This window comes from Rhodobacter maris, from assembly GCF_900217815.1.
Taxonomy (GTDB): domain Bacteria; phylum Pseudomonadota; class Alphaproteobacteria; order Rhodobacterales; family Rhodobacteraceae; genus Rhodobacter; species Rhodobacter maris.
This window is the reverse complement of the sequence record NZ_OBMT01000006.1, coordinates 58,350-83,497: the sequence shown is the minus strand read 5'-3', so window position 1 is coordinate 83,497 and position 25,148 is coordinate 58,350. Positions and strand designations below refer to the sequence as shown.

Annotated in this window: 24 protein-coding genes and 1 tRNA gene; 11 read left to right on the top strand and 14 right to left on the bottom strand. The window is 65.7% G+C overall.

All coding sequences use genetic code 11. The features are described 5' to 3' along the window. Position 1: 1 nt before the first annotated feature. The 4 genes from nifE to nifH form a co-directional block, all read right to left on the bottom strand. Positions 2–1,576 (bottom strand): nitrogenase iron-molybdenum cofactor biosynthesis protein NifE, encoded by a 1,575-nt coding sequence (gene nifE, locus CRO22_RS10230; protein WP_097070046.1) that lies wholly within the window; start codon positions 1,574–1,576, stop codon positions 2–4. A gap of 217 nt (positions 1,577–1,793) precedes the next feature. After that, positions 1,794–3,332, bottom strand: a complete 1,539-nt coding sequence (gene nifK, locus CRO22_RS10225; protein ID WP_097070045.1) for a nitrogenase molybdenum-iron protein subunit beta — start codon at positions 3,330–3,332, stop codon at positions 1,794–1,796. A gap of 95 nt (positions 3,333–3,427) precedes the next feature. Beyond that, positions 3,428–4,933, bottom strand: a complete 1,506-nt coding sequence (gene nifD / locus CRO22_RS10220) for a nitrogenase molybdenum-iron protein alpha chain (protein WP_097070044.1) — start codon at positions 4,931–4,933, stop codon at positions 3,428–3,430. Between the two features lie 88 nt (positions 4,934–5,021). After that, positions 5,022–5,909 (bottom strand): nitrogenase iron protein, encoded by an 888-nt coding sequence (gene nifH / locus CRO22_RS10215; protein ID WP_076485403.1) that lies wholly within the window; start codon positions 5,907–5,909, stop codon positions 5,022–5,024. Positions 5,910–6,343: 434 nt separating this feature from the next. Between nifH and CRO22_RS10210 the strand changes: the two genes are divergently transcribed. Beyond that, positions 6,344–6,430 (top strand) — tRNA-Leu (locus tag CRO22_RS10210). Between the two features lie 236 nt (positions 6,431–6,666). On the opposite strand, the gene CRO22_RS10205 is transcribed toward CRO22_RS10210, so the two are convergent. From CRO22_RS10205 to CRO22_RS10175, 7 genes are all read right to left on the bottom strand, one after another. Then, the gene (locus CRO22_RS10205; protein ID WP_097070043.1) at positions 6,667–7,206 is read right to left on the bottom strand and encodes a peroxiredoxin; all 540 of its coding nucleotides are present in this window, start codon (positions 7,204–7,206) and stop codon (positions 6,667–6,669) included. 58 nt (positions 7,207–7,264) lie between these two features. Continuing rightward, positions 7,265–7,636, bottom strand: a complete 372-nt coding sequence (fdxD, locus tag CRO22_RS10200; protein WP_097070042.1) for a ferredoxin FdxD — start codon at positions 7,634–7,636, stop codon at positions 7,265–7,267. 104 nt (positions 7,637–7,740) lie between these two features. Further along, positions 7,741–8,829, bottom strand: coding sequence for an FAD:protein FMN transferase (locus CRO22_RS10195; protein WP_245860946.1), 1,089 nt, complete (start codon positions 8,827–8,829; stop codon positions 7,741–7,743). Further along, positions 8,826–9,299, bottom strand: coding sequence for a SoxR reducing system RseC family protein (locus CRO22_RS10190; RefSeq protein ID WP_176518611.1), 474 nt, complete (start codon positions 9,297–9,299; stop codon positions 8,826–8,828). Before CRO22_RS10190 ends, CRO22_RS10195 begins: the two co-directional genes overlap by 4 nt. A gap of 37 nt (positions 9,300–9,336) precedes the next feature. Then, the gene (locus tag CRO22_RS10185; RefSeq protein ID WP_097070040.1) at positions 9,337–9,537 is read right to left on the bottom strand and encodes a 4Fe-4S binding protein; all 201 of its coding nucleotides are present in this window, start codon (positions 9,535–9,537) and stop codon (positions 9,337–9,339) included. A 65-nt stretch (positions 9,538–9,602) separates the two neighbouring features. Next, positions 9,603–9,890 carry a ferredoxin FdxC gene (gene fdxC / locus CRO22_RS10180; RefSeq protein WP_097070039.1) on the bottom strand — a complete coding sequence of 96 codons (288 nt, stop codon included), beginning with the start codon at positions 9,888–9,890 and terminating at the stop codon, positions 9,603–9,605. Positions 9,891–9,935: 45 nt separating this feature from the next. Further along, complete coding sequence (locus tag CRO22_RS10175; protein ID WP_097070136.1) at positions 9,936–11,219, bottom strand: FprA family A-type flavoprotein; 1,284 nt, start codon at positions 11,217–11,219, stop codon at positions 9,936–9,938. A 542-nt stretch (positions 11,220–11,761) separates the two neighbouring features. On the opposite strand from CRO22_RS10175, the gene rsxA reads away from it, so the two are divergent. The 8 genes from rsxA to CRO22_RS10135 are packed head-to-tail and all read left to right on the top strand — an operon-like array spanning position 11,762 to position 18,277. Continuing rightward, positions 11,762–12,343, top strand: coding sequence for an electron transport complex subunit RsxA (rsxA, locus tag CRO22_RS10170; protein WP_097070038.1), 582 nt, complete (start codon positions 11,762–11,764; stop codon positions 12,341–12,343). A gap of 40 nt (positions 12,344–12,383) precedes the next feature. After that, on the top strand, positions 12,384–12,959 hold the full coding sequence (locus CRO22_RS10165; RefSeq protein WP_097070037.1) for an RnfABCDGE type electron transport complex subunit B: 576 nt from the start codon (positions 12,384–12,386) through the stop codon (positions 12,957–12,959). After that, complete coding sequence (gene rsxC / locus CRO22_RS10160; RefSeq protein WP_097070036.1) at positions 12,956–14,506, top strand: electron transport complex subunit RsxC; 1,551 nt, start codon at positions 12,956–12,958, stop codon at positions 14,504–14,506. The genes CRO22_RS10165 and rsxC overlap by 4 nt, the downstream gene beginning before the upstream one ends. Next, entirely contained in the window at positions 14,503–15,603 is a 1,101-nt protein-coding gene (locus CRO22_RS10155; RefSeq protein ID WP_097070035.1) for an RnfABCDGE type electron transport complex subunit D, read from the top strand. Before rsxC ends, CRO22_RS10155 begins: the two co-directional genes overlap by 4 nt. Then, entirely contained in the window at positions 15,600–16,241 is a 642-nt protein-coding gene (gene rsxG, locus CRO22_RS10150; RefSeq protein ID WP_097070034.1) for an electron transport complex subunit RsxG, read from the top strand. Before CRO22_RS10155 ends, rsxG begins: the two co-directional genes overlap by 4 nt. Before the next feature lie 11 nt (positions 16,242–16,252). Continuing rightward, positions 16,253–16,984, top strand: coding sequence for an electron transport complex subunit E (locus tag CRO22_RS10145; protein WP_097070033.1), 732 nt, complete (start codon positions 16,253–16,255; stop codon positions 16,982–16,984). Then, a complete protein-coding gene (locus CRO22_RS10140; RefSeq protein WP_097070032.1) occupies positions 16,981–17,238 on the top strand; it encodes an RnfH family protein in 258 nt (85 codons plus the stop codon). The genes CRO22_RS10145 and CRO22_RS10140 overlap by 4 nt, the downstream gene beginning before the upstream one ends. Positions 17,239–17,275: 37 nt before the next feature. Continuing rightward, a complete protein-coding gene (locus CRO22_RS10135; RefSeq protein ID WP_245860939.1) occupies positions 17,276–18,277 on the top strand; it encodes an FAD-dependent oxidoreductase in 1,002 nt (333 codons plus the stop codon). A 133-nt stretch (positions 18,278–18,410) separates the two neighbouring features. Here CRO22_RS10135 and katG read toward each other — a convergent pair whose 3' ends face one another. Beyond that, the gene (gene katG, locus CRO22_RS10130) at positions 18,411–20,582 is read right to left on the bottom strand and encodes a catalase/peroxidase HPI (protein ID WP_097070030.1); all 2,172 of its coding nucleotides are present in this window, start codon (positions 20,580–20,582) and stop codon (positions 18,411–18,413) included. Between the two features lie 127 nt (positions 20,583–20,709). Between katG and CRO22_RS10125 the strand changes: the two genes are divergently transcribed. Both CRO22_RS10125 and CRO22_RS10120 read left to right on the top strand, forming a co-directional pair. Next, positions 20,710–21,630, top strand: a complete 921-nt coding sequence (locus CRO22_RS10125; RefSeq protein ID WP_097070029.1) for a hydrogen peroxide-inducible genes activator — start codon at positions 20,710–20,712, stop codon at positions 21,628–21,630. A gap of 102 nt (positions 21,631–21,732) precedes the next feature. After that, positions 21,733–23,055, top strand: coding sequence for an NnrS family protein (locus tag CRO22_RS10120; protein WP_176518610.1), 1,323 nt, complete (start codon positions 21,733–21,735; stop codon positions 23,053–23,055). Here the strand turns inward: CRO22_RS10120 and CRO22_RS10115 are convergent. Next, a complete protein-coding gene (locus CRO22_RS10115) occupies positions 23,031–23,600 on the bottom strand; it encodes a UbiX family flavin prenyltransferase (RefSeq protein WP_097070027.1) in 570 nt (189 codons plus the stop codon). The two genes, CRO22_RS10120 and CRO22_RS10115, sit on opposite strands and share 25 nt — an antisense overlap. Beyond that, positions 23,597–25,108 carry a UbiD family decarboxylase gene (locus tag CRO22_RS10110; RefSeq protein ID WP_097070135.1) on the bottom strand — a complete coding sequence of 504 codons (1,512 nt, stop codon included), beginning with the start codon at positions 25,106–25,108 and terminating at the stop codon, positions 23,597–23,599. The genes CRO22_RS10115 and CRO22_RS10110 overlap by 4 nt, the downstream gene beginning before the upstream one ends. Between the last annotated feature and the right edge of the window lie 40 nt (positions 25,109–25,148).

Genomic DNA, 25,148 nt, shown 5'->3' with positions numbered 1-25,148 from the left:
CTCAGTCATCCTCGAAATCGGTGGGGGAATTGGCGAGCCCGTCCAGCAGGCCCGCTTCGGGCGCGGCAGCGGCGGCCAGCGGCGCGGCGGCAACTTGCGGCAGCAACGTCGGCGCGCGCTCGGCGCCCTTCATGTTGGTCACCGGGCAGGCGCCCTTGGGGGCGGGCAGCACCACGCCGCCGGTGAGCGGGGTCTCCCAGGGGGCGGGGTCGCGCAGCTCGGCCCAGATCGGGTTGTTCACCGAGCGGTCGATGGCGCGCACCAGATCGACCATGCCCACGTAACCCGCATAGGGCTCATGCTTTTCCTGGTTCACATCGACCCAGGGCATGCGCGCCTTGAGCGCCACGAACTGGCTGCGCCCGCCCGACAGCAGCACATCGGCCTTGGCGGCGGCAAGCGCGTCATACATCTCGCGCGGGGCCATGTTCTCATACATGTGGCTCGCATCGCCCATGATCTCGACAACGCGGGCGCGGTCGTTTTGCGTGGCCTTGCGCATCGAGGTGCCCACCACCTCCATGCCCAGCTCCTGCAGCGCCGCCACCACCGACCAGGTCTTGTGCCCGCCGGTGTAGAGCAGCACCCTTTTGCCCGCGACACGGGGGCGGTAGGGCTCCAGCGCCGCCCAGGTCTTTGCCTCTTCCTCGGCAATCAACGCCTCGCAGCGGCCCAAGAGCTCGATATCCGCGCCCTGCTCCACCAAAAGCCCGCAGATCTTGCGCAAAGCCTCGGAGGTGTCGGCGATGCCGTAGAACGACCCCTCGAAATAGGGCACGCCCCAGCGCTCCTGCATCTTGCGCGCGACATTCACGAGCGCCTGCGAACACACGAGCATCGTGGCCTTGGCGCGGTGCATCTGCGCGATCTGGCGGTAGCGCGCATCGCCCGAGATCGAACCAAGGATGCGGATGCCGAGCTTGTCGAGCAGCGGCTTCACCTGCCATTGCTCGCCCGACAGGTTGAAATCGCCGATGATGTTGATGTCATAAGGCGTTGTCGTTTCTGGCTCGATCGTGCCGATGACATGATCGAGCAGGGCCTCGCCGCCAAGCTTGTTGCCGAGGTTCTTGGAGCCCACGAAACCCGGCACATTGACCGGAATACAGGGCGTGCCCCATTTCGCCGTGGCGGCCTTGCACACCGCCTCGATATCGTCGCCCACCAGCGCGGTGACGCAGGTGGCGTAAACAAAAACCGCGGCGGGGGATTGCTCCTTGATCACCTCATGGATGGCGCGGAAGAGCTTTTTCTCGCCATGCCCCATGACGATGTCGAGCTCGCTCAGATCGGTGGTGAAGCCCTTGCGGTAGAGATCCGAGCCCGAAGAGGCGGAGGAGCGGTTGTCCCAGCCATTGCCCCAGCAGGCGAGCGGTGCATGAACGAGGTGGGCGACATCGGTGATCGGTTGCAGCGTGATCATCGCGCCGTCAAAGGCACAGCCGCCTGCCGCGGCGCCGGGGGTCAGCTGCTTGGTGCAGCCCTTCTTGCGCGCGCCGTCCGATTTCGCCGTATTGGTGGCGCAGCCCGGCTCGTTCAGGACTTCGGCAACTTTGGTCTTCAAGGCTTCGGACATGATGCGCTCCCCTGTTACGAACCATCAAGCAAGGAGCGTGCCAAGTTTTTCACACTGCAAAATGCCCGCCAAGCCACTGCCCTGTCGTGATTTTTCGACTTGGCCCGATTTTTGTCGTTTTGTCGGGTTCACGACATGCAGCCAAACTTCATAACGACATTGCGCAAAGCAAAGGGCCGGCGGATCTCCCGCCGGCCCCTGTTTTCGTACTGATCCCTTAGCGGGTCAGGTCGAAGCTCATGTCGGTCTCGCCGACCTTGCCCGCATCCTGATCGGCCTTGAGGAAGATCGCGTCGAGGATCTTCACGAGGACCGTCAGGCCGCCCTGGTAGCCCCAGGTCGGGAAGCGGTGGTGGTGGTGGCGGTCGAAGATCGGGAAGGTCAGGCGGATCAGCGGCACGCCGGTGTCACGCTCAAGGTATTTCCCGTAGGACGAGCCGATCAGGAAGTCGGTCGGTTCGGTGTTCAGGAAGGAGCGCATGTGCCACAGGTCTTTGCCAGCCCAGACTTGGGCTTTTTGACCAAACGGCGAGGCTTTCAGCACTTCGTCCATTTGCTTGGCCCATTTCTTGCCGCCGTTGGTGGCAAGGCAATGGATCGGCTCGCCGCCCATCTCCATGATGAACTTCGCCATGCCGAGCACGAAGTCCGGGTCGCCGAAGATCGCGAAGGTCTTGCCGTGGAGGTAGGCTTGGCTGTCGGCGATGGCGTCGACAAGGCGGCCGCGCTCCAGTTTCAGCGCATCCGGGATCGCCTTGCCGGTGAGGGCAGAGACTTTCATCAGGAAGTTGTCGGTCGCCGACACGCCCATCGGATAGTTGAACACGGCGGTTTCCTGGCCGGTTTTCTCAACATATTCGAGCGTTTTGGGCGAGCAGTATTCCTGCATCGAGAGCGTCGCCTTGGCGTTGACCGCGGCTTTGAGGTCTTCCAGCTTGGTGCCGCCGGCATACATCCGGTAGGTGCCGTCCGAGGGGGTGTCATAAACTTCCGACACATCGCCAAGGAAGGTGAAGCCCACGCCCATCAGGTCGAGCATGCGCTTGATTTCACGGTTGTTGGCAACCGCATAGCCGTCAAAGCCCGGGATGATGTTGAGGCTTTCGTCCGCTTGACGCTCGGCACCGTTCCAGAACAGTTCGAGGAAGCCTTTTTGCGCGTTGTCGTAGCCGTCGACATGCGAGCCGACAAAGGCCGGGGTATGCGCGAAGGGCACCGGGAAATCTTCCGGAACCGAGCCTTTTTCCTTCGACTGGATGATGAAGGAGTTGAGGTCGTCGCCGATCACTTCGGCCATGCAGGTGGTCGAAACGGCGATCATTTTCGGCTTGTAGAGCGCATAGGCGTTGGCGAGGCCCTCGACCATGTTGGTCAGACCGCCGAACACGGCCGCATCTTCGGTCATCGACGAGGACACCGCCGCCGACGGCTCTTTGAAGTGGCGCGAGAGGTGCGAGCGGTAGTAGGCCACGCAGCCTTGCGAACCATGCACGAAGGGCAGCGTGCCCTCATAGCCTTGCGCCGCGAACACCGCGCCGACGGGCTGGCAGGCTTTCGCCGGGTTGATCGTCACCGCTTCGCGGGCAAGGTTCTTTTCGCGATATTCCCAGGATTTGGTCCAGTCGCCAATCTGATGAACGGTTTCGGCGGTGTGGCCGCATTCGAAAACCGCTTTTTTGTTGGCGAGCATTTCCTTGTATTCGGGCTCAAAGAAGAGCTTCGAATGGTCGAGCACCTTATCTGCCGACTGGGGCATGGGTCTTTCCTTTCATGGGCCGTCCGCATTCCGGGACGTGGCCAACAGGAGGGAGGGATGGGGGGCGGGTCGCCCCCCGCAAGCTCAGGAGAGGATCACTCGGCCGCGACGGCCGGGGTGTCCCAGGGCGCGTTGAACAGGCCCCAGACGGGGTTGTTCACGGCCATGTCCATGTCGCGCGCGAAGATCGCGAACCCGTCGTAGCCGTGGTACGGGCCGGAGTAATCCCACGAGTGCATTTGACGGAACGGGATGCCCATCTTCTGCACCGGATATTTCTCCTTGATGCCCGAGCCGACGAGGTCGGGGCGGATCTTCTCGATGAACTTCTCGAGCTCGTAGCCGGTCACGTCGTCATAGATCAGCGTGCCTTCCTTGACGTAGTGACCGGTGCGTTTGTAGTCGTCGTTGTGGGCAAATTCGTAGCCCGTGCCGGCGATCACCATGCCGAGGTCGTCATAAGCGGTGACGACGTGGCGCGGACGCAGGCCGCCGACATAAAGCATGACCGACTTGCCTTCGAGGCGCGGCTTGTATTTCGCCAGAACCGCATCGACGAGCGGTTGGTATTTGGCGATCACGGCTTCCGCTTTTTCCTGGATCGAGGCGTCGAACTTCGCGGCGATGGCGCGGAGCGAGGCGGCGATCTGGGTCGGGCCGAAGAAGTTGTATTCCATCCAGCCGATCGAATACTTCTCTTCCATGTAGCGGCAGATGTAGTTCATCGAGCGGTAGCAGTGGATCAGGTTCAGACGCGCTTTCGGCGCGCGTTCCATTTCCGCCAGCGTCGCATCACCCGACCAGCAGCCGACCACGTTCAGGCCCATTTCCTCAAGCAGCATGCGCGAGGCCCAGGCGTCGCCACCGATGTTGTAGTCACCGATGATGTTGACGTCGTAGGGGCCGGGCTCGTAGCTCTTCTTCGCTTCGCTCTCGCCCGCTTCGATGACCCAGTCGCGGATCGCGTCGTTGGCAATGTGGTGGCCGAGCGATTGGCTCACACCGCGGAAGCCCTCGCAGCGCACCGGCACGATAGTTTTGCCGATGTCTTTGTTTTTCTTTTTCGAAACGGCTTCGATGTCGTCCCCGATCAGGCCGATCGGGCATTCCGACTGGATCGTCACGCCATTCGCCAGCGGGAACAGTTCGTTGATCTCGTCGATGGTTTTTTCCAGTTTCTTGTCACCGCCGAAAACGATGTCTTTTTCCTGGAAGTCGGTGGTGAACTGCATCGTCACGAAGCTGTCCACGCCGGTGGTGCCGGTGTAGAGGTTGCGGCGCTGGCTCCACGAATACTGGCCGCAGCCGACCGGGCCGTGCGAGATGTGGACCATGTCCTTGATCGGACCCCAGACCACGCCTTTCGAACCGGCGTAGGCGCAACCGCGGATCGTCATCACGCCCGGAACGGATTTGATGTTCGATTTGGTCGAGTCGCATTTCGAGGCGATGCCGGTGACCGCATCGGGCTCTTCGTCGGTCGCGGTCGTCACCGACAGGTGCTTGGCGCGTTTTTTCTGGGCTTTCGCGGGATAGGCTTCGAGCACTTCCTTGATCAGGTTCTCGAGGTCTTCCGGGCCGCTCACGTGATCTTTGGCCATCCTTTTGGCACTCCTCTCACTGGCGTTTCATTGGGCTTGTTGGGGAGGTCGGGCGGGCGCATCAGCGCCCGCCCCGTCAAGATCGGCCTCAGGCCTTCATCTTGGCTTCCATTTCGGCGATTTGCTTTTCGCGATCTTCTTCCGATTGCATGATGCCGAAGTCGAGCAGCATCTGCTCGAGTTCTTCCATGGTGATCGGGGTCGGGATCACGCCCTTGCCCGAGTTCTCGTGGATCTTGCGGGCCAGTTCGCGGTATTCTTGCGCTTGCTGGCAGGTCGGATCGTATTGGATCACGGTTTCACGACGCAGCTCTGCATGTTGCACCACGTTGTTGCGCGGCACGAAGTGGATCATCTTGCAGCCGAGTTTGGCGGCGAGAGCTTCCGCGAGTTCGAGTTCGCGGTCGGTCTTGCGTTCGTTGCAGATCAGCCCGCCAAGGCGCACACCGCCGGAGTTCGCATATTTCAGAATGCCCTTGGCGATGTTGTTGGCGGCGTAGAGCGCCATCATCTCGCCGGACATGACGATGTAGATCTCTTGGGCTTTGTTTTCCCGGATCGGCATCGCGAAGCCGCCGCAGACCACGTCGCCGAGCACGTCGTAGGAGACGTAGTCCACGTCGTCATAGGCGCCGTTTTCTTCGAGGAAGTTGATCGCGGTGATCACGCCGCGGCCGGCGCAGCCCACGCCCGGCTCCGGGCCACCGGCTTCGGTGCATTTGATGCCTTTGTAGCCGATTTTCACCACGTCTTCGACTTCGAGGTCTTCCACCGAGCCGGCTTCGGCGGCGAGGTGCAGCACGGTGTCTTGCAGCTTGGTGTTGAGGATCAGGCGGGTGGAGTCCGCCTTGGGGTCGCAGCCGACGATCAGGATCTTTTGACCCATCTCGACCAGCGCGGCGAGGGTGTTTTGCGAGGTGGTGGATTTACCGATACCACCTTTGCCGTAGAAGGCGATCTGACGGAGTTGGCTCATTGGTCTGGCTCCCTTGGGGTTGTGCATTCATCTGGGGTCGAGACGGTGCGCGACCGCGCTCACAGCCTATTCAGCAGGGAGTGTGCCAAGTCCCAAAAGTCAATATTATCATTTAAAATCATATCATTGATAGAATTGTAGGGTTTGGAGCAGACCCGACAATTTGTCGGCTCCGATGCGCAACGCCACATTTTGCACGCAACTTTCGCTTCGGCAGAGCCGAAGCGACCCGCTTGGGGGGAGGCCGGGGGCCGGGGGCTGTGCCCCCGGCCCCCGGCCTCCCCCCAAGCCCCCCCGGCGCGCAGCGCGAACGCGTGCCCTTCCCCCGATCCCGGAAGTCACAAAAAAATCGTGCCGAATTGCAGATTGCGTCAAAATGGGTCTTTTCATTCTCCGCGGGCTCCGCTAAATCCCCGCTCACCAAGTCAGAACGTGCGGTTGTGGCGGAATTGGTAGACGCGCAGCGTTGAGGTCGCTGTGGGGTAACTCCCGTGGAAGTTCGAGTCTTCTCAACCGCACCACTGACCGGATGGCCGCAAGCCCGGGGCGCCCTCAGCGCTCCGGGTTTCGTCTTTTTCGATCCGCCGATTGGTTCCGATCCTCGATGTCCTGCGCGGCTGGGGGGTCCGGGGGGCGAAGCCCCCCCGGCGGGTCGCCGCGCCTGCGCGGCGAAACCAGAAGCGGCTCCTGCCCGCTCCCAAGCAAAAGCCCCGCCGGAGCGGGGCCCTGCAGTCTTTCGGATCCAGCAGACCTGCTTTCAGGCCGCTTGCGCCTGGCTCAGATAGGCAAGCACATTTTCCGGGCTCGAGACGCCATAGGGATCCTCGGGGCAATTGTCCATCAGGCCAGGCTCCTCGAACCAGGCCTCGATCACCCCGTCCGTCACCACCGCCGCATAACGCCACGAGCGCAACCCGAAGCCCAGGTTGTCCTTGCGCACCAGCATCCCCATGCGGCGGGTGAACTCGCCCGAGCCATCCGGGATCACTTTCACATTCGAAAGCCCCTGGGCTTTCGCCCATTGGTTCATCACGAAGCTGTCGTTGACCGACAGGCAATAGATCGCGTCGATCCCCTTGGCGGCGAACTCGCCAAAGCCCTTTTCGAAGCCCGGCAGCTGATAGGTCGAGCAGGTCGGCGTGAAGGCGCCCGGCAGCGCGAACAGCACCACGCGCTTTCCGGCAAAATAATCCGCCGTGGTCATGTCCTGCCAGCGGTAGGGGTTCGGCCCGCCCACGCTCTCGTCGCGCACGCGGGTGTGGAAAATCACGTCGGGCAGTCGGGAATTGGTTTTCATCTTGGTCCTCGATCGGGGCGTTGGCCGGCGCGCCGGGGAGGCGGCGCGCCGGATCTTTTCAGGCAGAGCCGCCGGGCGTGCCGGTGAAGCTCACCAGCACATCCTCGTCACGCGGAATGAACTGGCAGGCGAGGCGGAACCGCGGCGGCGTGTCGTTCACTTCCGCCTGCTCAAGCTCCGCGGGAGAGATCATCTGCAACTCCTTGAGCCGCGCCTTTTCCTTTTCGGTCAGCGCCATGCCCATCAGCGGCTTGTCGCCCAGAGCAGTTACTTCGATCAGGCACGAACCGCAATCGCCGTCACCGCATTCAAACGGGATCGGGATGTCATGTTCTTTCGCCAGCGCAAGGATCGTCGAGGTATTGCCCGCGACGGCATAGATCGTCTTGTCCTTCTTCATAATCGGTGCGCTGAAGGTAATGTTCGGCATCGCTGTCTCCTTGTTGTCGTCACTCTCTCGTGATCGTCGGGGGCTGCCCCCCGCAAAGCGCCCCAGCAAGGGCCATGCCAGCGCCTTTTGTCAGCCGGACGCCTTCAATCGCAGCGCGGTGCGGAAACCGCGGGCAGATCAACAAGTCTGATCGGCGCCGGAAAATCATCCCCCACCGGGGTGAGTCGCGCCCGCATCGCGGGGGTGGCGACCATTTTCCCCTCCCCGGTGATCATCAGAACGTTCTCTACCCCCATCCCGGCGGCAATGCGCGGCCAGTCGGCGAGGCCCGCAACGCTGAGCGCGGTGGCGGCGGCATCGGCCAGCGCGCCGTTTTGCGCCAGCACCGAAACCGAGACGATATCGGTGACCGGCCGCCCCGTGCGCGGATCAAGGATATGGGAGAACCGCACCCCCCCGGCATCAAGGTAACGCTCATAATTTCCGGATGTATGCAGCGCCTCCCCGGGGCGCAGCTCGAGCGCCGCCACCACCCCCCAGGCAAAGGGATCGCGGATCGCCACGCGCCAGGGCCGTGCGCCGTGGCTTCCCATCACCTGCACCCCGCCGCCCGCATTGAGCACGGCATCGGTAATGCCCGCCGCGCGCAGATCTGCCTCGGCCAGATCGAGCGCCGCACCCTTGGCATAGGCCCCCAGATCAAGCTGCACCGCGGGATTGGTCGAGCGCACCTCCTGCCCGGCAATTTTGAGATCGGTCATCCGCGGATGAGCGGCCACGAGGCGTGCAATCTCCCCCCCGGACGGCGGATCCCCCTCGGGAAGCGTGTCGGCATGAAAGCCCCAGGCCTCGACCAGCGCGCCGATCGCGGGGTCGAAAAGCCCGTCCGAGGCGCAGGAAAGCGCCTTGCCCTGCGCCAACACTGCCGCCATCGGCGCATCGACGGTGAAGCTCTCGCCCGCGGCGATCGCCGCATTGAGGCTTTCCAGCTCCCCCGGTCGCCAAGCATGCCAGTCGTGATGCAGTTTTTCGAGATGCGCATCGACCGCGGCAATGGCGGCGCGCGCCTTTGCCGCCTCGGCCCCGTGGATCTCGATTTCGACCATCGTGCCAAAGAGATAGAGCGACTCGCTCACATCGGGCACGGGGCGCAGGGCACGCATCCCGCCCGCCAGCGCCAGCCCGGCGGCAAGTGCCAGCGCAGCGCGGGCGAGCGCGCCGCGCGGTCTCATTTGCAGCACGCGGGCGCTTCCGGCGCAAATACCGCCACCGCGCGCAGATCCGAGGCGCCGCGGCGACGGCGCTCGATCAGCGCGACCGGCACGAAACCGAGCCCGAGCGCGAAAAGCCCGGCGAGCCCCGCACCCAGATCGCCCAGCCCGAGCCCGGAGGCGAGCGACACCCCCGCCACGAGCGCGAGCGCGGGAAGCAGATAGGCAAGCCCCGCCGCGGCGAGAAACGCGTTCCCGCCCATCTCCACCTCGACCTCGTCTCCCGGGCGGATCTCGAGGCCCGCCGGCCGGTCGATTTCCAGAAGTTGCGGGCGCGAGAGTTGCGCCAGCGCGCCGGTGCCGCAGCCCTTGCGCGCGGCACAGGCGGCGCAGCCCGCGGCGCGATCGGCCAGAACGGTGAGCCGTTCCGGCCCGACCGCGACCACCCGCAGCCGCTCGACCAGAGCGCGGGGCACAATGTCCCCGGCCATCGGGTCAGGCCGTCCTGCGGGGGCGCAGCCGCTCATCTCAGGCCTCGATCGGCGTGATGCAACCGTCTTCCATGCAGGTCGCGATGCATTGCGGCAGGTCGTGCTCGCCTTCGCATTCGTTGCACAGATCGGGGTTGATGGCATAAACGCCCTTCTTCGGCGAGATCGCCTCGGTCGGGCATTGCGGCTCGCAATCGCCGCAGGAAGTGCAGAGGGTCGGGTCGATCTTCATGGCCATGGGAGTGTCCTTTCCTTGCCTGAATATGCAAGCGGCGCTTGCGGTGGGTGAGGGAGGGCCCGGGGTCAGCCCGGGCGGACCTTGACGTTGCCGCCAAGGATACGGCACTGGCAAGCGAGCCGATCGTCGCTGCCGGCAAGGTTTTCCGACAGCACCCGCATTTCGAGCGCAGACGGTTCGGAGAGATTCTCGGCGCCTTCGAGCACATGCGTCAGGCAGGTGCCGCATTCGCCTTCACGGCAGCCGTAGGTGATGCCCGAGCCGACCTTTTCCGACATCTCGATGATGCGCGTTCCGGGGGGCACATTGACGGTGATCGCAACATCGGTGAAGGTCAGTGTCGCCTTTTCCATGCTCTGTCCTCTGGGTTTTGCCTTTGGAATTCCTGGGGTTTCTGTTCAGCGGGCGGCGAGTTCTGCAAAGTCGATCTCGCGCGGGGGGGCGCGGCCGGTCAGTTGCTGGGCAAGGCGACGGCCAAAGGCGCGGCCCTCTTCCAGCTCCTCGTCCGAGGGATGCAGCTTCACCCGCAGCCCCGGTTCGGGCAGACGCATCTTGAGCCCTTGCAGCCGGGTTTCAACGAGGCGGACTGCCTCACCCGACCAGCCGTAAGAGCCGAAGGCCGCGCCCATCTTGCCCCGGGTCTCGATATCGACGAGGCGGGCGAGCAAGTCCCAGACCGTGCGCACGGCATCGCCGTTGATCGTGGGCGTGCCGATGGCGAGCCCGTCGGCCTCCTCGATCAGATCGAGGAAGGGGCCGATATCGGCGCCTTCGAGATCAAAGAGGGAGACCCGCACGCCCTCCTCTTCCTCGGCGCCGTCATGGATCGCCTGCGCAAGCTGGGCCGTCGCGCCATAAGCCGAGACATAGAAAATGAGCAGCACCTTTTCGGCGGTCTCCGCCTTCGTGCGCGGGGTGGCCAGCGCACGAGTGCGGGCGAGCCAGTCGCGCGGGGCGGCCCGCAAGATCGGGCCATGCGCGGGGGCGATCATGGCAAAATCCAAGGGCTCGATCAGATCGAGCGCCGAAATCACGAAGCTGCGGAACGGACGCATGATCCGGTCGAAGTAATTGTCGAAGGCATGGCGGAAATCGTCCACCCGGTCCTCGAACAGCCGCCCGTCGCAGAAATGGCTGCCAAAGAGGTCGCAGGTGAAGAGCACTCGCTCTTCCGGCAGCCAGGTGCATTGCGTATCGGGCCAGTGCACATAGGGGGTGTTGAAGAAGGCAAGGCTGCGATTGCCGAGCGAAACCGCATGTCCGGTGGTGACGGGCTTCACCTGCGCCGTGGCAAAGGCCTCGCCCAGCAGCGCGCGCAGCATCGGCAGGCCGCGCGGGGAGAGAAGGATTTCGGCCTGCGGCGCGCGGCGGATCAGTTCGGGCACCGCGCCGGTATGGTCGGGCTCAAGATGGTTGAGCACGATGTAACGGATCTCGTCATAGCGCGCGACCGCCTCAAGCCGCTCAAAAAAGGCGGGCGCAAACTCGGCCTTCACCGTGTCGATCACCGCCACGCCCTCGGTGCCCCGCACGAGGTAGGAATTGTAGGTGGTGCCATTCGCGGTTTTCAGGATCACGTCGAAGCTGCGCAGCCCCGGATCGAGCGCGCCGATCCAGTGCACGCCATGGGCCACGGGCACCGCCCCTTCGGGGCCGGTCGTGCGGGGCGCCGCGGGGCGCAGATGAAGGGCTTCGGAGGGCAACAGAGGCTCCTGAGGTAACGGCAGGCAGCCACGGCCGCCACCAGGGATCAAGCAAGAACCGTGCCAACCTCCGTCCGGACACCCGCACCTCCGGCCCGGAGAGCGCACCGCGACAGCGCACCACAGAGACCGCTGCGGCAAGGCGGGCCGCGCACGCCATGCCGCATGTTCCGCCCCGCATCCCGGTTTACCGATTTGTCGCAAAGCCGCGCTCCCGAAGCCGTGATGGAGCAGCCCCGACAAATTGTAGCAAAGCCTACAAGCAGGGGCGCGCGGCCTGCGCTCACGCGCGCGAGCGCGCCCGCGCCCGCGCGACCCGCCCCTGCGCGAGCGCGCGGAGGATTGATGAGTGCCCGCCCGACCCCGAAATTTCGACCCGAGGCGCTCCCGCCCCGGCCGCCATCACGGCAGCGTGAACCGGGACTTGCAGGGCGGCTTCCGGCGCAGCTGGCACGGTCCTTGCTTCATCAACCCCAGGCAGTCCCGCGATCCGGCGGGCCATCCCCGAGGCGGAGACCCAGATGCACGATTTCTTCCTGATCCTGCTCAGCACGGCGCTGGTGAACAACGTGGTTCTGGTGAAGTTCCTCGGCCTTTGCCCGTTCATGGGCGTGTCGCGCAAGACCGATGCCGCAATCGGCATGGGGCTCGCCACCACCTTCGTGCTGACGCTGGCCGCGGGCGCGAGCTGGATGGTCGAGACGCTGGTGCTTGAACCGCTCGACCTCGGCTATCTGCGCATCCTGAGCCTCATTCTCGTGATCGCCGCAATCGTGCAATTCATCGAGACGGTGCTGCGCAAGCTCTCGCCCGGGCTGCACCGCTCGCTTGGCATCTACCTGCCGCTGATCACCACGAACTGCGCCGTGCTCGGCGTGGCGCTTCTGAACATTCAGGAGGGCCACGGCCTCGCCTCGAGCCTGCTTTACGGCTTTGGCTCGGCGGCGGGCTTCACCATCGTTTTGGTGATCTTTGCGGGCATGCGCGAGCGCATGGCGCAACTTGCCGTGCCCGGCCCCTTCAAGGGCGCGCCGATCGCCTTCGTCTCGGCGGGGCTTCTGTCGATGGCCTTCATGGGCTTCGCCGGTCTCGTTCCGAACTGATCCCCTGCCCCGCAACCGCCGCCCCAGAGGAGAGAGAAAGATGATTGAAGCCGTCGGAGCGATGTCTGCCCTCGGGCTTGGGCTCGGGCTGATGCTGGGCTTCGCCGCGCGCCGCTTCCATGTGGAGGCGCCGCCGGTGGTCGATGCGATCGACGCGATCCTGCCGGGCACCAATTGCGGCGCCTGCGGCTACCCCGGCTGCCACGGCCTTGCCGAGGCGATGGCCGAGGGCTCCGCCCCCGTCACCGCCTGCACCCCCGGCGGGCGCGACGTGGCGCTGGCGCTCGCCGAAGTGGTGCAGGAGATCGATTGCGGCGGCGGCGGGGTCTCGCTTGCGGGCATGGCCGAAACCGAGCCGATGGTCGCCTTCATCTTCGAAGACCACTGCACCGGCTGCACCAAATGCTTCAAGCGCTGCCCGACCGACGCCATCATCGGCGCGAACCGGCAGATCCACACCGTCATCACCGATGCCTGCACCGGCTGCGACGCCTGCATCGAGGTCTGCCCGACCGAGGCGATCGTCAAGCGCGTCAAGCCGAAGTCGCTGCGGCAATGGTACTGGGACAAACCCGAACCGCGGCGTGACGCCGCCAGAACGGAGCAAGCAGCATGAGCGTTCTGCCCACTCTCGGCACTCTGTTTCGGCCCTCGCAACTCTTCTCCTTCAAGGGCGTGCACCCCGATCCGCGCAAATATCTGAGCTCGGAATCCGAGATCGAGACGATGCCGATCCCGACCCTGATCCGCCTGCCCCTGCAACAGCATATCGGCGCCGAGGCGGAGCCCGTGGTGCAGCGCGACGATTACGTGCTCAAGGGCCAGCTCATCGCCAAGGCGCGCGGGCCGGTTTCGGCCAATATCCATGCGCCCACCTCGGGCCGGGTGATCGCGGTGGGCCATTTCACCGCCCCCCACCCCTCCGGCCTGCCGGTGCCAACGATCACCATCCGCCCCGATGGCGAAGACACCTGGGGCCCGCACCTGCCCCGCATCCGCCCCGAGAATGCGACGCCCGAAGAAATCGCCGCGCAGGTGGCGGAAGCCGGCATCGTCGGCATGGGCGGCGCCACCTTCCCCTCGGCGGTGAAGCTCAATCTGCGCGCCAAATACGACCTGCACACGCTCGTCATCAACGGCGCGGAATGCGAGCCTTACCTCACCTGCGACGACCGGCTGATGCGTGAGCGCGCCGAAGAGATCGCCGACGGCATCGGCATCATGGGCCGCGCCTTGGGCGTGAAGCAGATCATCGTCGCGATCGAGTCGAACAAGCCGCAAGCCATTGATGCGATGAGCCGCTACAATCGCGCGCTCGACTATACTTTCCAGGTGAAGGTGGTGCCGACGCAATATCCGATGGGCTCGGAAAAGCACCTTGTGCGCCTGCTCACCGGCAAGGAAACGCCCGCCCGCGCCCTCACCGCCGATCTTGGCGTGGTGGTCCATAACGTCGCCACCGCGCATGCGGTGCACAACGCGGTGCGCTACGGCGAGCCGCTGATCACCCGCATCGTCACCGTTTCGGGGCGCGGCATCAAACGCCCCGCCAACGTCAAGGTGCTTCTGGGCACGCCGGTCTCCGAAGTGATCGCCCATTGCGGCGGCTTTGTCGAAGAGCCTGACCGGCTGCTTCTGGGCGGGCCGATGATGGGCCAGCCGATCGCCAACCGCCGCGTGCCGATTGTGAAGGGCTCGAACGGCATCCTCGCGCTGACCCGCGCCGAGACCCCCGGCAACGAGGTGATGCCCTGCATCCGCTGCGGGCGCTGTGTGCAAGGCTGCCCGGTGGGCCTGACGCCCTTCGAGATGAACGCGCGCATTCAGGCCGATGATCTCGACGGCGCCGCCAAGATCGGGCTGATGGATTGCCTGACCTGCGGCTGCTGCTCCTACAACTGCCCGGCCAATATCTCGCTCGTGCAGACCTTCCACTTTGCCAAGGGCAAGCTCGCCGAAAAGCAAAGCCGCAAGCATCAGGCCGAGGAAACCAAACGCCTCGCCGCCGCGCGGCAGGCCCGCGAAGAGGCGATTGCCGAGGCGAAGCGTCAGGCGATGGCCAAGCGCAAGGCCGAGATGGACGCCAAGAAAAAGGCCGATGCCGCCAAGGCGGCGGCCGCCGCCGCAACAGCCGCCACAGCCCAGGGGGAGGCCAATCCGTGACCGCGCAACCGCTTCTGGCCGCACCGCATACCCATACCGTCTTCACCGTGTCGCGCACGATGCTGGCGGTGGTGCTGGCCCTCGCTCCCGCCACGTTCTTTGGCCTTTACCAGTTCGGCTGGCCGGCGGTGTTTCTGTTCTGCGTCACCGTTTTGTCGGCCTATCTCTTTGAGCTTGCGTGCCTTTGGGTCGCGGGCAAGCCGCTCGGCCAATTTGCCCGCGATGGCTCGGCGCTCCTGTCGGGCTGGCTCGTCGCGATGACGCTGCCGCCCTATGCGCCCTGGTGGGTCGGCGTGATCGGCTCCGGCATCGCCATTGTCATCGCCAAACATCTCTTTGGCGGGCTCGGGCAAAACCTCTTCAACCCGGCGATGGTCGCCCGCGCCATGCTGCTGATCGCGCTTCCGGTGCAAATGACGACATGGGTGCCGCCCGTGGGCCTGTTTGACGGGCCGGGCTTTGTCCATTCGCTCGCCATCACCTTTGCCGGCTCGACCGAGTTTGACGCCGTCTCCTCCGCCTCGACGCTGAGCCATATCAAGAGCCAGCTTGGCGCGGGCGCCTCAATGGGCGCGATCACGCCCGATCTGGCCGACCTCAAGGCGCGGCTGATCGGGCTCGTGCCGGGCAGCATGGGTGAAACCTCGACCGTGCTGATCCTTTTGGGCGGCCTCGCGCTCGTCTTCATGCGCATCATCACGCTTGCCATCCCGCTCTCGGTTCTCGGCACGATCGCCGCGCTCTCCGCCATTGCCTCGAGCCTCGCGCCCGACCGCTTCGCACCGCCAATCCTGCATCTGACCTCCGGCTCGACGATGCTCTGCGCCTTCTTCATCGCCACCGATTACGTCACCTCGCCGGTCTCGGCGCTCGGCAAGATGCTTTACGGCATCGGCATCGGCGCGCTCATTTTCGTGATCCGCACCTGGGGCTCCTTCCCCGAGGGCGTGGCCTTTGCGGTGCTCTTGATGAACGCCTGCACGCCGCTCATTGAAACCTATGTCCGCCCGCGTGTGTTCGGGCGCACCCGGACCGGCAAACCGCTGCCGATCGCCAAGCCGAAACGTTCCGCCAAGGATACGGGAGCCAAGGCATGACCGAGCCCGCCGAAAAACCGCGCAAAAGCTGGATCAAATCCTCGCCCCTCGCGCATGGGCTGATGCTCGGGCTGTTCTCGCTCGTCACCGCCGGGCTGCTCGCCTGGGCCGATCAGGCGACCGAGGCGCCGATTGCCGCGCGCGGTGCCGATGACCTTGCTGCCTCGCTCGCGCAGGTGCTGCCCGCAAGCCTTTATGACAACAGCCCCGCCACCGACATGCGCACGGTGACGGACGCCGCCGAGGGCCCGGTCTCCGTCCATATCGCGGCGAAGGCGGGCACCGTCACCGGCACTGCCTTCGAGCTGACTGGCTACGGCTATTCCGGCGCGATCCGGGTGCTGATCGGGGTTGCCCCCGATGGCACGCTTCTGGGCGTGCGCGTGCTCTCGCATGCCGAAACCCCCGGCCTTGGCGACAAGATCGAACTGGCGAAGACCGACTGGATCGAGGGCTTCACCGGCCGGTCGCTCTCCGACCCGACGCCCGACGGCTGGAAGGTGAAGCGCGACGGCGGCATTTTCGACCAGTTCTCCGGCGCCACGATCACGCCGCGCGCCGTGGTGGGCACGATCCGCCGCGGGCTTGAATTCTTCGCCCGCAACCAGGCTGCGCTGACCGCGCCGCTCGCGAACTGAGGGAGCCAGCGATGTCGAACCAATATGCCAAAATCGCCCGCGACGGGTTTTGGGACAAGAACATTGTCTTTGGTCAGATGCTGGCGCTCTGCCCCGCGCTTGCCATCACCGGCACGGCCACGAACGGGCTCGGCATGGGGCTCGCCACCACCGCGGTGCTGATCGTCTCGAACGCGATGATCTCGGCGCTGCGCAAGGTGATCGCCCCCGAGATCCGCATTCCCGCCTTCGTGCTGATCATCGCCTGCATCGTCACCGTGGTCGACATGGCGCTCAACGCCTATGTGCATGACCTGCACAAGGTGCTCGGCCTCTTCATCCCGCTCATTGTGACCAACTGCGCCATCCTCGGCCGCGCCGAGGCCTTTGCCTCCAGAAACGGCATCCTGCCCTCCCTTTGGGACGGGCTGACGATGGGGCTCGGCTTCACCCTCGCCCTCGTCGTCGTCGGCGCGCTTCGCGAGATCTTCGGATCGGGCACGCTCTTTGCCAATGCCTCAGTGCTGCTCGGCGCGCATTTCGCCTTCATGGAAACCACGGTCTTTTCCAACTTCCCGGGCTTCCTGATCCTGATCCTGCCGCCCGGAGGCTTCATCATCGTCGGCGTGCTTCTGGCGCTCAAGTCGATCATCGAAGCGCGCGGCAAGAGCATCGACGAGGAAATCAAGGAGATGCGCGCGCCGCGCGTGTTCACCGCCGCAGGGGCGCTCGGCCCGGTGCCGCAAGTGGAGGATGACGAATGATCGTCGGTGTCGCCTATGCCAAACCGACCGTGCAGGTCTGGAAACATGTCGATGTGCCCGAGGGCGCCACGGCGCAAGATGCGATCGACCGCTCCGGTCTGCTCGACCAATTCCCCGAGATCAATCTCGAGGAGATGAAGATCGGTGTTTTTGGCCAGATCTGCAAACCCGAACGGGAACTGAAGGAAGGCGACCGGGTGGAGATCTACCGCCCGATCCATCCCGAAGCCGAACTTCTTGAAAAGAAACGCTGAACAAGCCCCCAACGCCTCGCGTCAAAGGAGACATGTGATGACCCGCCTGAGCCGCCGCAGCCTGACCCTCGGCCTTCTCTCCGGTGCCGCATTGGTGGCAACCGGCGCCAGCCTCCGCCTCGGCCGGAGCGAACGCGCCCTCGTGATCGGCGCGGGCCCCGCCGGCGCGCTCGCCGCCGCCACGCTTGCGCGTCAAACCCCCGGCGCCTCCGTGGTGCTGCTGGAGCGTGACCCCACCCGCCTTGGCCGCGACACCGCCGCGACCGCGTTCGAGCGCCCCGCCGCGGGGCTGAGCCTCGCCGCGCTCTCCGCCGCGGGGGTTTCCGTCAAGATCGACGAGGTGACGGGGGTCGATTGGCGCGCCGGGCGTGCAGCCCTTTTCTCGGGCCGCAGCCTCGCCTTTGACCGGCTCATTCTCGCGCCCGGCACCGCACCGCGCGCCGAAGACATCGCCGGGCTCGATGCGGTGGCGCGGCATGACTGGCCCGCCGCCTGGGGCTCGGAGCGCGAGGCGCGCCGGCTTGAGGCCCAGCTCGCGGCGCTCCCCGCCCGCGGCCATGTGGTGCTGCGCCTTCCCGCCGAGATCAGCGCGCCGCAGGTGGCGCTGAGCCGCGCGCTCACGCTCGCGCGCAAAGTGGCGCAAACCGAAGGCGCGCGCCTGACCGTGCTCGATGAAAGCGGCGATTCCGCGCTGGCAGGCGCCTTCGCCATGGCCGCAGGGCTGCAGGGGCTGAACCGGAATGTGCACTGGATTGGCGCGGATCAGGGCGCAAAGGTGCTGGCCGTCGACAGCCGCCGTGGCCGGATCGAAACCGCCGCGGGCCGGATCACCGCCGATGTCGTGAACTTCATCGCGCCGCAGGAGGCCGGGCGCCTCGCGCAGGCGGCGGGCCTCACCGATGCCTCCGGCTGGTGCCCCACCGATGCCGAGAGCCGCTCGACCCGGATCGAGGGCGCGGTGATCCTGGGCGATGCCCGCAAGGGCGCGATCCGCAGCTTTGAAAGCGCCCGCGCCTCGGCGCAAGCGCTCACCGCCTGATCAAAGGCGCCGCCCGCGCGGAGGTCCGGAGGGGCCCGCCGGCCCCGCCGGGCGGGGGGCTCGGGGGGCGGCAAGCCCCCCGACCTCCCCCTCGCAAGGCCCCTCCCCTAGCAAGGCCCCCCTCGCACGGCCCTCAGGCGCGCAGATCGAACCGATCCGCCTCCATCACCTTGACCCAGGCGGAGACGAAATCGCACACGAACTTTTCCGCCGCATCGTCTTGCGCATAAAGCTCGGCATAGGCGCGCAGGATCGCATTCGAGCCGACCACGAGATCCACCCGGCTGGCGGGCCATTTCAGCGCCCCCGTGGCGCGGTCGCGCACTTCATAGCCGCCCGCCCCTTTCGCCCAGGTGTTGCCCATATCGGTCAGGTTGACGAAGAAATCGGTGCTCAGCGCCCCCAGCCGGTCGGTAAACACCCCCTCGGGCGCGCCGCCCGCATTGGCGCCGATCACGCGCAGACCGCCGAGCAGAACCACCATTTCCGGGGCGGTCAGCCCCATCAACTGGGCGCGGTCCAAAAGCAGCTCCTCGGGCGCCACCGCATAGTCCTTCTTGAGCCAGTTGCGGAAGCCATCGTGAATCGGCTCAAGCACGTCAAAGCCCGCTTCATCGGTCATCTCGGGGCTGGCATCGCCGCGCCCCGGCGTGAAGGGCACCGCACAGGGCACGCCCGCTGCCTGCGCCGCCATCTCGACGCCCACACATCCGGCCAGCACGATCGTATCGGCGACCGAGGCGCCGAACCGCGCCGCGAGCGGTTCGAGCACCGCCAGCACCTTGGCAAGACGGTCGGGCTCGTTGCCCTCCCAGTCCTTTTGCGGCGCAAGCCGGATCCGCGCGCCATTCGCCCCGCCCCGCAGGTCAGAGTGCCGGAAGGTGCGCGCGCTGTCCCAGGCCGTCGCCACCATCTCGGCGGTCGTGAGCCCCGAGGCCGCAATCGCCGCCTTCAGCCCCGCCACATCGTAGCCCGTGGCGCCCGCGGGCACCGGATCTTGCCAGAGCAGATCCTCCTGCGGCACCCAGGGCCCGAGGTAGCGCGCCTTCGGCCCCATGTCGCGGTGCAAAAGCTTGAACCAGGCGCGGGCGAAAGCGTCATTGAAGGCGGCGGGGTCGGCCATGAACTTCTGGCAGATCGCGTTGTAGATCGGGTCCACCTTCATCGCCATGTCGGCGTCCGTCATCATCGGGTTGTGGCGCTGCGTCGGGTCGGAGGCATCGAGGGGCTTGTCTTCCTCAGCAATCGTCACCGGCTCCCACTGCCAGGCCCCGGCGGGCGATTTGCGCAGCTCCCAGTCATGGCCAAAGAGCATCTCGAAAAAGCCCATGTCCCATTGCGTCGGATGGGTGGTCCATGCCCCCTCGAGGCCCGAGGTGATGGCATTGGCCGCCTTGCCCCCCATGGTCGGGTTCGCCCAGCCAAGGCCCTGCGCGGTCACATCCGCCGCTTCCGGGTCGGCGCCGAGTTGACTGGCGTCGCCATTGCCGTGCGTTTTGCCCACGGTATGGCCGCCCGCGGTAAGCGCCACCGTCTCCTCGTCATCCATCCCCATCCGGGCAAAGGTTTCGCGCACATGAAGCGCGGTTTTCGCCGGATCGGGCTTGCCGTTCACGCCTTCGGGGTTGACGTAGATCAGCCCCATCTGCACGGCGGCGAGCGGGTTTTCCATCGTGTCGGGCTTCTCGACATCGCCGTAACGACCATCCGACGGGGCCAGCCATTCGGTCTCCGCACCCCAATAGACGTCTTTCTCCGGTGCCCAGATATCCTCGCGCCCAAAGCCGAACCCATAGGGTTTCAGCCCCATCGACTCGTAAGCCACCGTGCCCGCATAAAGAATGAGATCCGCCCAGGAGATCTTGTTGCCGTATTTCTTCTTGATCGGCCACAGCAGACGGCGCGCCTTGTCGAGGCTGACGTTGTCGGGCCAGGAATTGAGCGGCGCAAAGCGCTGGTTGCCGGTATTGCCGCCGCCGCGCCCGTCGGCCGAGCGATAGCTGCCCGCCGCATGCCAGGCCATGCGGATGAACAGCCCGCCATAATGGCCCCAATCCGCCGGCCACCACGGCTGGCTGTCCGTCATCAGCGCATGAAGATCTGCGCGCAGCGCCTCGAAATCGAGTTCCTGCACCGCCTCGCGGTAGCTGAACCCCTTGAGTGGGTTCACCTTTTCATCGTGCTGATGCAGAATGTCGAGATTGAGCGCATTGGGCCACCAGCGCATCGTATCCGCGCCGAGTGCCGTTGCCCCGCCATGCATCACCGGGCATTTGCCCGCGCCCTTGATATCGTTTCCGTCCATTGTCGATCCTCCTCTGATGTGAGTTTAGCATGTTTCCAACCGGATCACCCGGCGGTTGCAGCAAAGCTAGAGGCCAATTTTGATAAATTCCAATTGCATTATCCGAAGGCTTCAATAGGAATATCTTATGATCAACATCACCTTGAAACAGCTTCGTTATTTTGATGCGCTCGTGCGCGCGGGCCATTTCGGCCGTGCCTCGGCGGATTGCGCCATCTCCCAGCCCGCGCTTTCGGTGCAGATCCGCGAGATGGAGGCGGCGATCGGCGGCGCCCTTGTCGAACGCTCCGCGCGCCAGATCCACCTCACCGCGCTCGGCGCCGCCTTTGCGCCGCGCGTGCGCGAGATCCTGCGCGCGGTCGATGCGCTCGACCAGCTTTCCCGCGCCGCCCGCGGCCCGCTTTCCGGCCCCTTGCGGCTTGGCGTGATCCCGACCGTTGCCCCCTATCTGCTCCCCGCGATGGTGGGGGCGCTTTCTGACGCTTTTCCGGGGCTTGAGCTCTTTCCGCGCGAGGCGGTGACGGGCAAACTCGTCACCGATCTGATCGAGGCTCGGCTCGATGCGGCGGTGGTGGCGCTCCCGGTCTCCGAACCGGCGCTCACCGAGATGCCGCTTTTTGACGAGGCCTTCGTGCTGGTGCGCCCCGCCGCCGAGGCAGGCCTGCCCGTCCCCTCTGCCGAAACGCTCCCTGAGATGCGGCTCTTGCTCCTTGAAGAGGGGCATTGCTTTCGCGATCAGGCGCTCACCTTTTGCAAGCTCGGCCCGGCGGGCGCGCGCACGGTGATGGAAGGCTCCTCGCTCTCCACCCTCGTGCAGATGGTCGGCGCGGGCATCGGCGTCACGCTTCTGCCCGAGATCGCGCTGCCGGTGGAGACGCGCTCCGCACAGGTCGACCGGGTGCGGCTTCGCGCCCCCGCGCCGGGGCGGCGCATCGGCATGGTCTGGCGCCGCTCCACCCCGCTCGACGGGCCCCTGCGCGACGTTGCTGCCGTGCTCGCCCGGCTTGGCGCCGAAAGCCTTGCCCAGGCGCGTGCCCTGTTGCCCTGATCACGCTTGCAGGTGCTGCGATCTGCCGCCGCGCCACGCTCTTGCCAAGGGCCGCGGATGGGGGCACGAAGGAGCGACCTGCCCTCTCCGATGGAGCCGCCCATGTTCCCCGCCGCCCCCCGCCTGCTGCGTGAAGGCCACCGCCCGCTTTACCTTGCCGCCGCGGTTTTCACGGTGATCGCAATCGCGCTCTGGGGGCACTGGATCGGCGCCGGAATCGGCAGCCCGCTGTTGCCCACCCGCGCCATCGGCATGGACTGGCACGCCCATGAGCTGATCTTCGGCTATGGCGGCGCGGTGATGGCGGGGATCTTTCTGGCCAATGCACCGAAGGGGCTGGGCTGGATCTTCTTTCCGGCGCTGACCCTGCTCTGGATCGCCGGGCGCATCGCCATGGCGATGTCGGCCACGCTGCCCGCGCCGCTCGTGGCGTTGATCGACCTTGGCTTTGACCTTGTGGTGATGGCGCGGGTGGCGATGCCGCTCTTTGCCAGCAAGCTGACGCAGGAAAACTATGACACCAAGCTGAAAACGCTCGGCTATGTGTCTATTTTCCTTCTGCATTTCCTCTCCAACTTCGTCATGCACCTGGATTGGATGGGGGTCTGGCCGGGCATCGCCTCGACCGGGGCGATGGCGGGGCTGATGGCCTGCGCCACGATGAACGCGGCCTTTGGCGGCCAGCTCACCGCCGCGCTGACCCGCAATGCGATGGTCCATGCGGGCGAGACGGCGCTGCCGCGGCCGATGGAAAGCCTCGATCGCTGGGGCCCGATCTTCACCGCGCTGTGCGTGCCCGCGGCGTTCCTGCCGGTGCGCGCCTTTGGCGCCGTTCTGGTGCTGGCGGGCGCCACCAACCTCTTTCGCATCATGTTCTGGCGCTCGGGCTGGGCGTTCAAGAACAGCGCGCTGCTGACGGGCTTCCACCTCGGCTTCATGTGCCTCGGGCTCGGGCTTTACGCGATGGGCCTCTCGGCGGTGACGGCGATGCAGATCTTCCCCGGTGCCACGCATCTTCTGGCGATCGGCGCTGTCGCGGGCCTTTCGATGGCGGTGATGATGAAAACGAGCCTTGGCCGCGCCGGGCGCCCCGGTCACGCGACCGGCGCGCTCAAGCTTGCCGGGGCGGCGCTGATCCTCGCGCTGGTTCTGCGCGTCTCGGGCGAGAAGGAAGTGGTGCTGATGGCCTCAGCGATCTTCTTTGCCATCGCTTACGCTGCGCTCGCGGTGGGCCTTGCCCCCGCCCTCCTCGGCCCCAAAAAGCAACCGGGCGAGCCCGGCGGGCGCCCGCTCGGCCATGGCCACGGGCATGGCAAGGGCGAGGGAGACTGCGGCTGTGGCGGCCATGGCGAGGGCCAGGGCGGCATGCAAAGCTGCGGCCTGCACCAGATCCGGGGCCTTCAGGGCTCCTGCGACCACGATTGAGCCTGCGGCGGCCCGAGCCGCAACAGGTCCACCGCGCGCGCGCCGATCTGGCGCGCGATCTCGGCCACCCCCTGCGGCTTGAGGTAGAAGGCGGGCACCGGCGGCAGGATGATGCCGCCCATTTCCGTCACCGCGGTCATGTTGCGCAGATGTGCAAGCGTGAGCGGCGCCTCGCGCGCCAAAAGCACAAGCGGGCGCCGTTCCTTCAGCTGCACCGAGGCGGCGCGGACAAGCAAGTTATCGTCGAGCCCGTTCGCAATCGCGGCGAGCGAGCGCATCGAACAGGGCGCGACGATCATCCCCGCCGAAGGCGCGGAGCCCGAGGCGATGGCGGCCCCCACATTGCCAATGGCGTGGCTGCGCGTCGCCATGCCCTGCAGCCTCTCAAGAGCGCCCTCGTCGGCCTCGGTGGCGAATGTGAGCTTGGCGGCAGAGGACATCACAAGGTCGATCTCGACCTTGAGCGCGGTGAGCGCCTCGGCCACCGCCAAAGCCAGCACCGCGCCCGAGGCGCCCGAAACGCCCAGGATCACCCGCGCGCTCATTTCAGCCCTCCGGGGAACTGGCGTTTCAGCACGGCCTCCGCAAAGGCTTCATCCTCCGGGCGCATCCCCATCACCGTACCCCATTCGCGCGTGGTCTCGGTGCCGATCTTCGTTGTGGCATCAATCCCGAGCTTGCCCGCGAGCCCCTCAAGGGGCGAGGCGAAATCGAGGTAATCCATCGGCGTGCGGTCAAGCACCACCAGATCGCGGCCCGGGTCCATGCGCGTGGCGAGCGCCCAGGCAATGTCGTCCCAGTTCCTCGGGTCGATGTCGTCATCGACCACGATCACCATCTTGGTATAGCTGAACTGCGCCAGCATCCCCCAGAGCGCCATCATCACGCGGCGCGCCTGACCGGGGTAGCTTTTCTTGATCTGCACCACGGCGATCCGGTAGGAGCAGGCGGCGGGCGGCAGCCAGAGGTCTTTCACCTCCGGGATCTGCTGGCGAATGACCGGCAGCGCCAGATCGTTGAACACCTCGCCGATGATCGCGGGCTCATCGGGCGGGCGGCCCGTATAGGTGGACAGATAGATCGGGTCTTTGCGGTGCGTGAGCGCCGAGACCCGCATCACCGGGAAGGGCTCGACCGCGTTGTAATAGCCGGTGTGATCGCCAAACGGGCCCTCGGGCGCGGTGTCATTGGCGTGGATCCAGCCCTCGATCACCATTTCGGCATCGGCGGGCACCATCAGGGGCACGGTCTTGGCGGGCACGAGATGCGAGCGCTGGCCCCGCAGCACGCCCGAGAAGGTGAGTTCGGAGACGTTTTCAGGCAAGGGCAGCGCGGCGGAGAGAAGCGTTGCCGGATCGGCGCCGAGCACCATGGCGACGGGCATCGGTTTTCCGGCGGCAAGCCAGGTGCGGTGATGCTGCGCACCGCCGCGATGGGCGAGCCAGCGCATGATGATGCTCTCGGGCCCATGAAGCTGCGCGCGGTAAATGCCGAGGTTGTAGCCCATCACGGCATCCATGTCCGAGCCATAGGGCCGCGTCACCACCACCGGCCAGGTGAAGAGCCGCCCGCCATCGCCGGGCCAAAGCTGCTGCACCGGAAGATCCTCAAGGTTCAGCCCCTTGCCGGGTTCCAGCACCACCTCCTGCACCGGCCCTTTTTTCGAGGTGGTCACGCGGGTGGAGAGCGCCGCCTTCAGCATCGGCAGGCGCGAAAACGCATCGCGCATCCCCTCGACCGGGGCGGGCGCTTTCAGCGAGGCCAGAAATTCACCGAGCGCGGGCACCTGATCGAGCGCGAGCCCGAGCCCCGCCGCCACCCGCTCGGTGGTGCCGAAGAGATTCGTGACAACCGGGATCGGCGCTTGCGCGCCCGAGGGCAGCACGGGCTTGTCAAACCGCAGGATCGGGCCGCCCCGCTCCAAAACGGCGCGGTGCACCGCAGACATTTGCAGCTCCACCGCCACAGGCTCGGCGATGGTTTTGTAATCACTGCGACCCTTCGCCCAGTCGAGGAAGGACCGCAGATCGGAAAACACGGGCAGGCTGCGCATCATTCCTCCTAAGTCTTGTTGGCGTTAGCATCCCCGTATC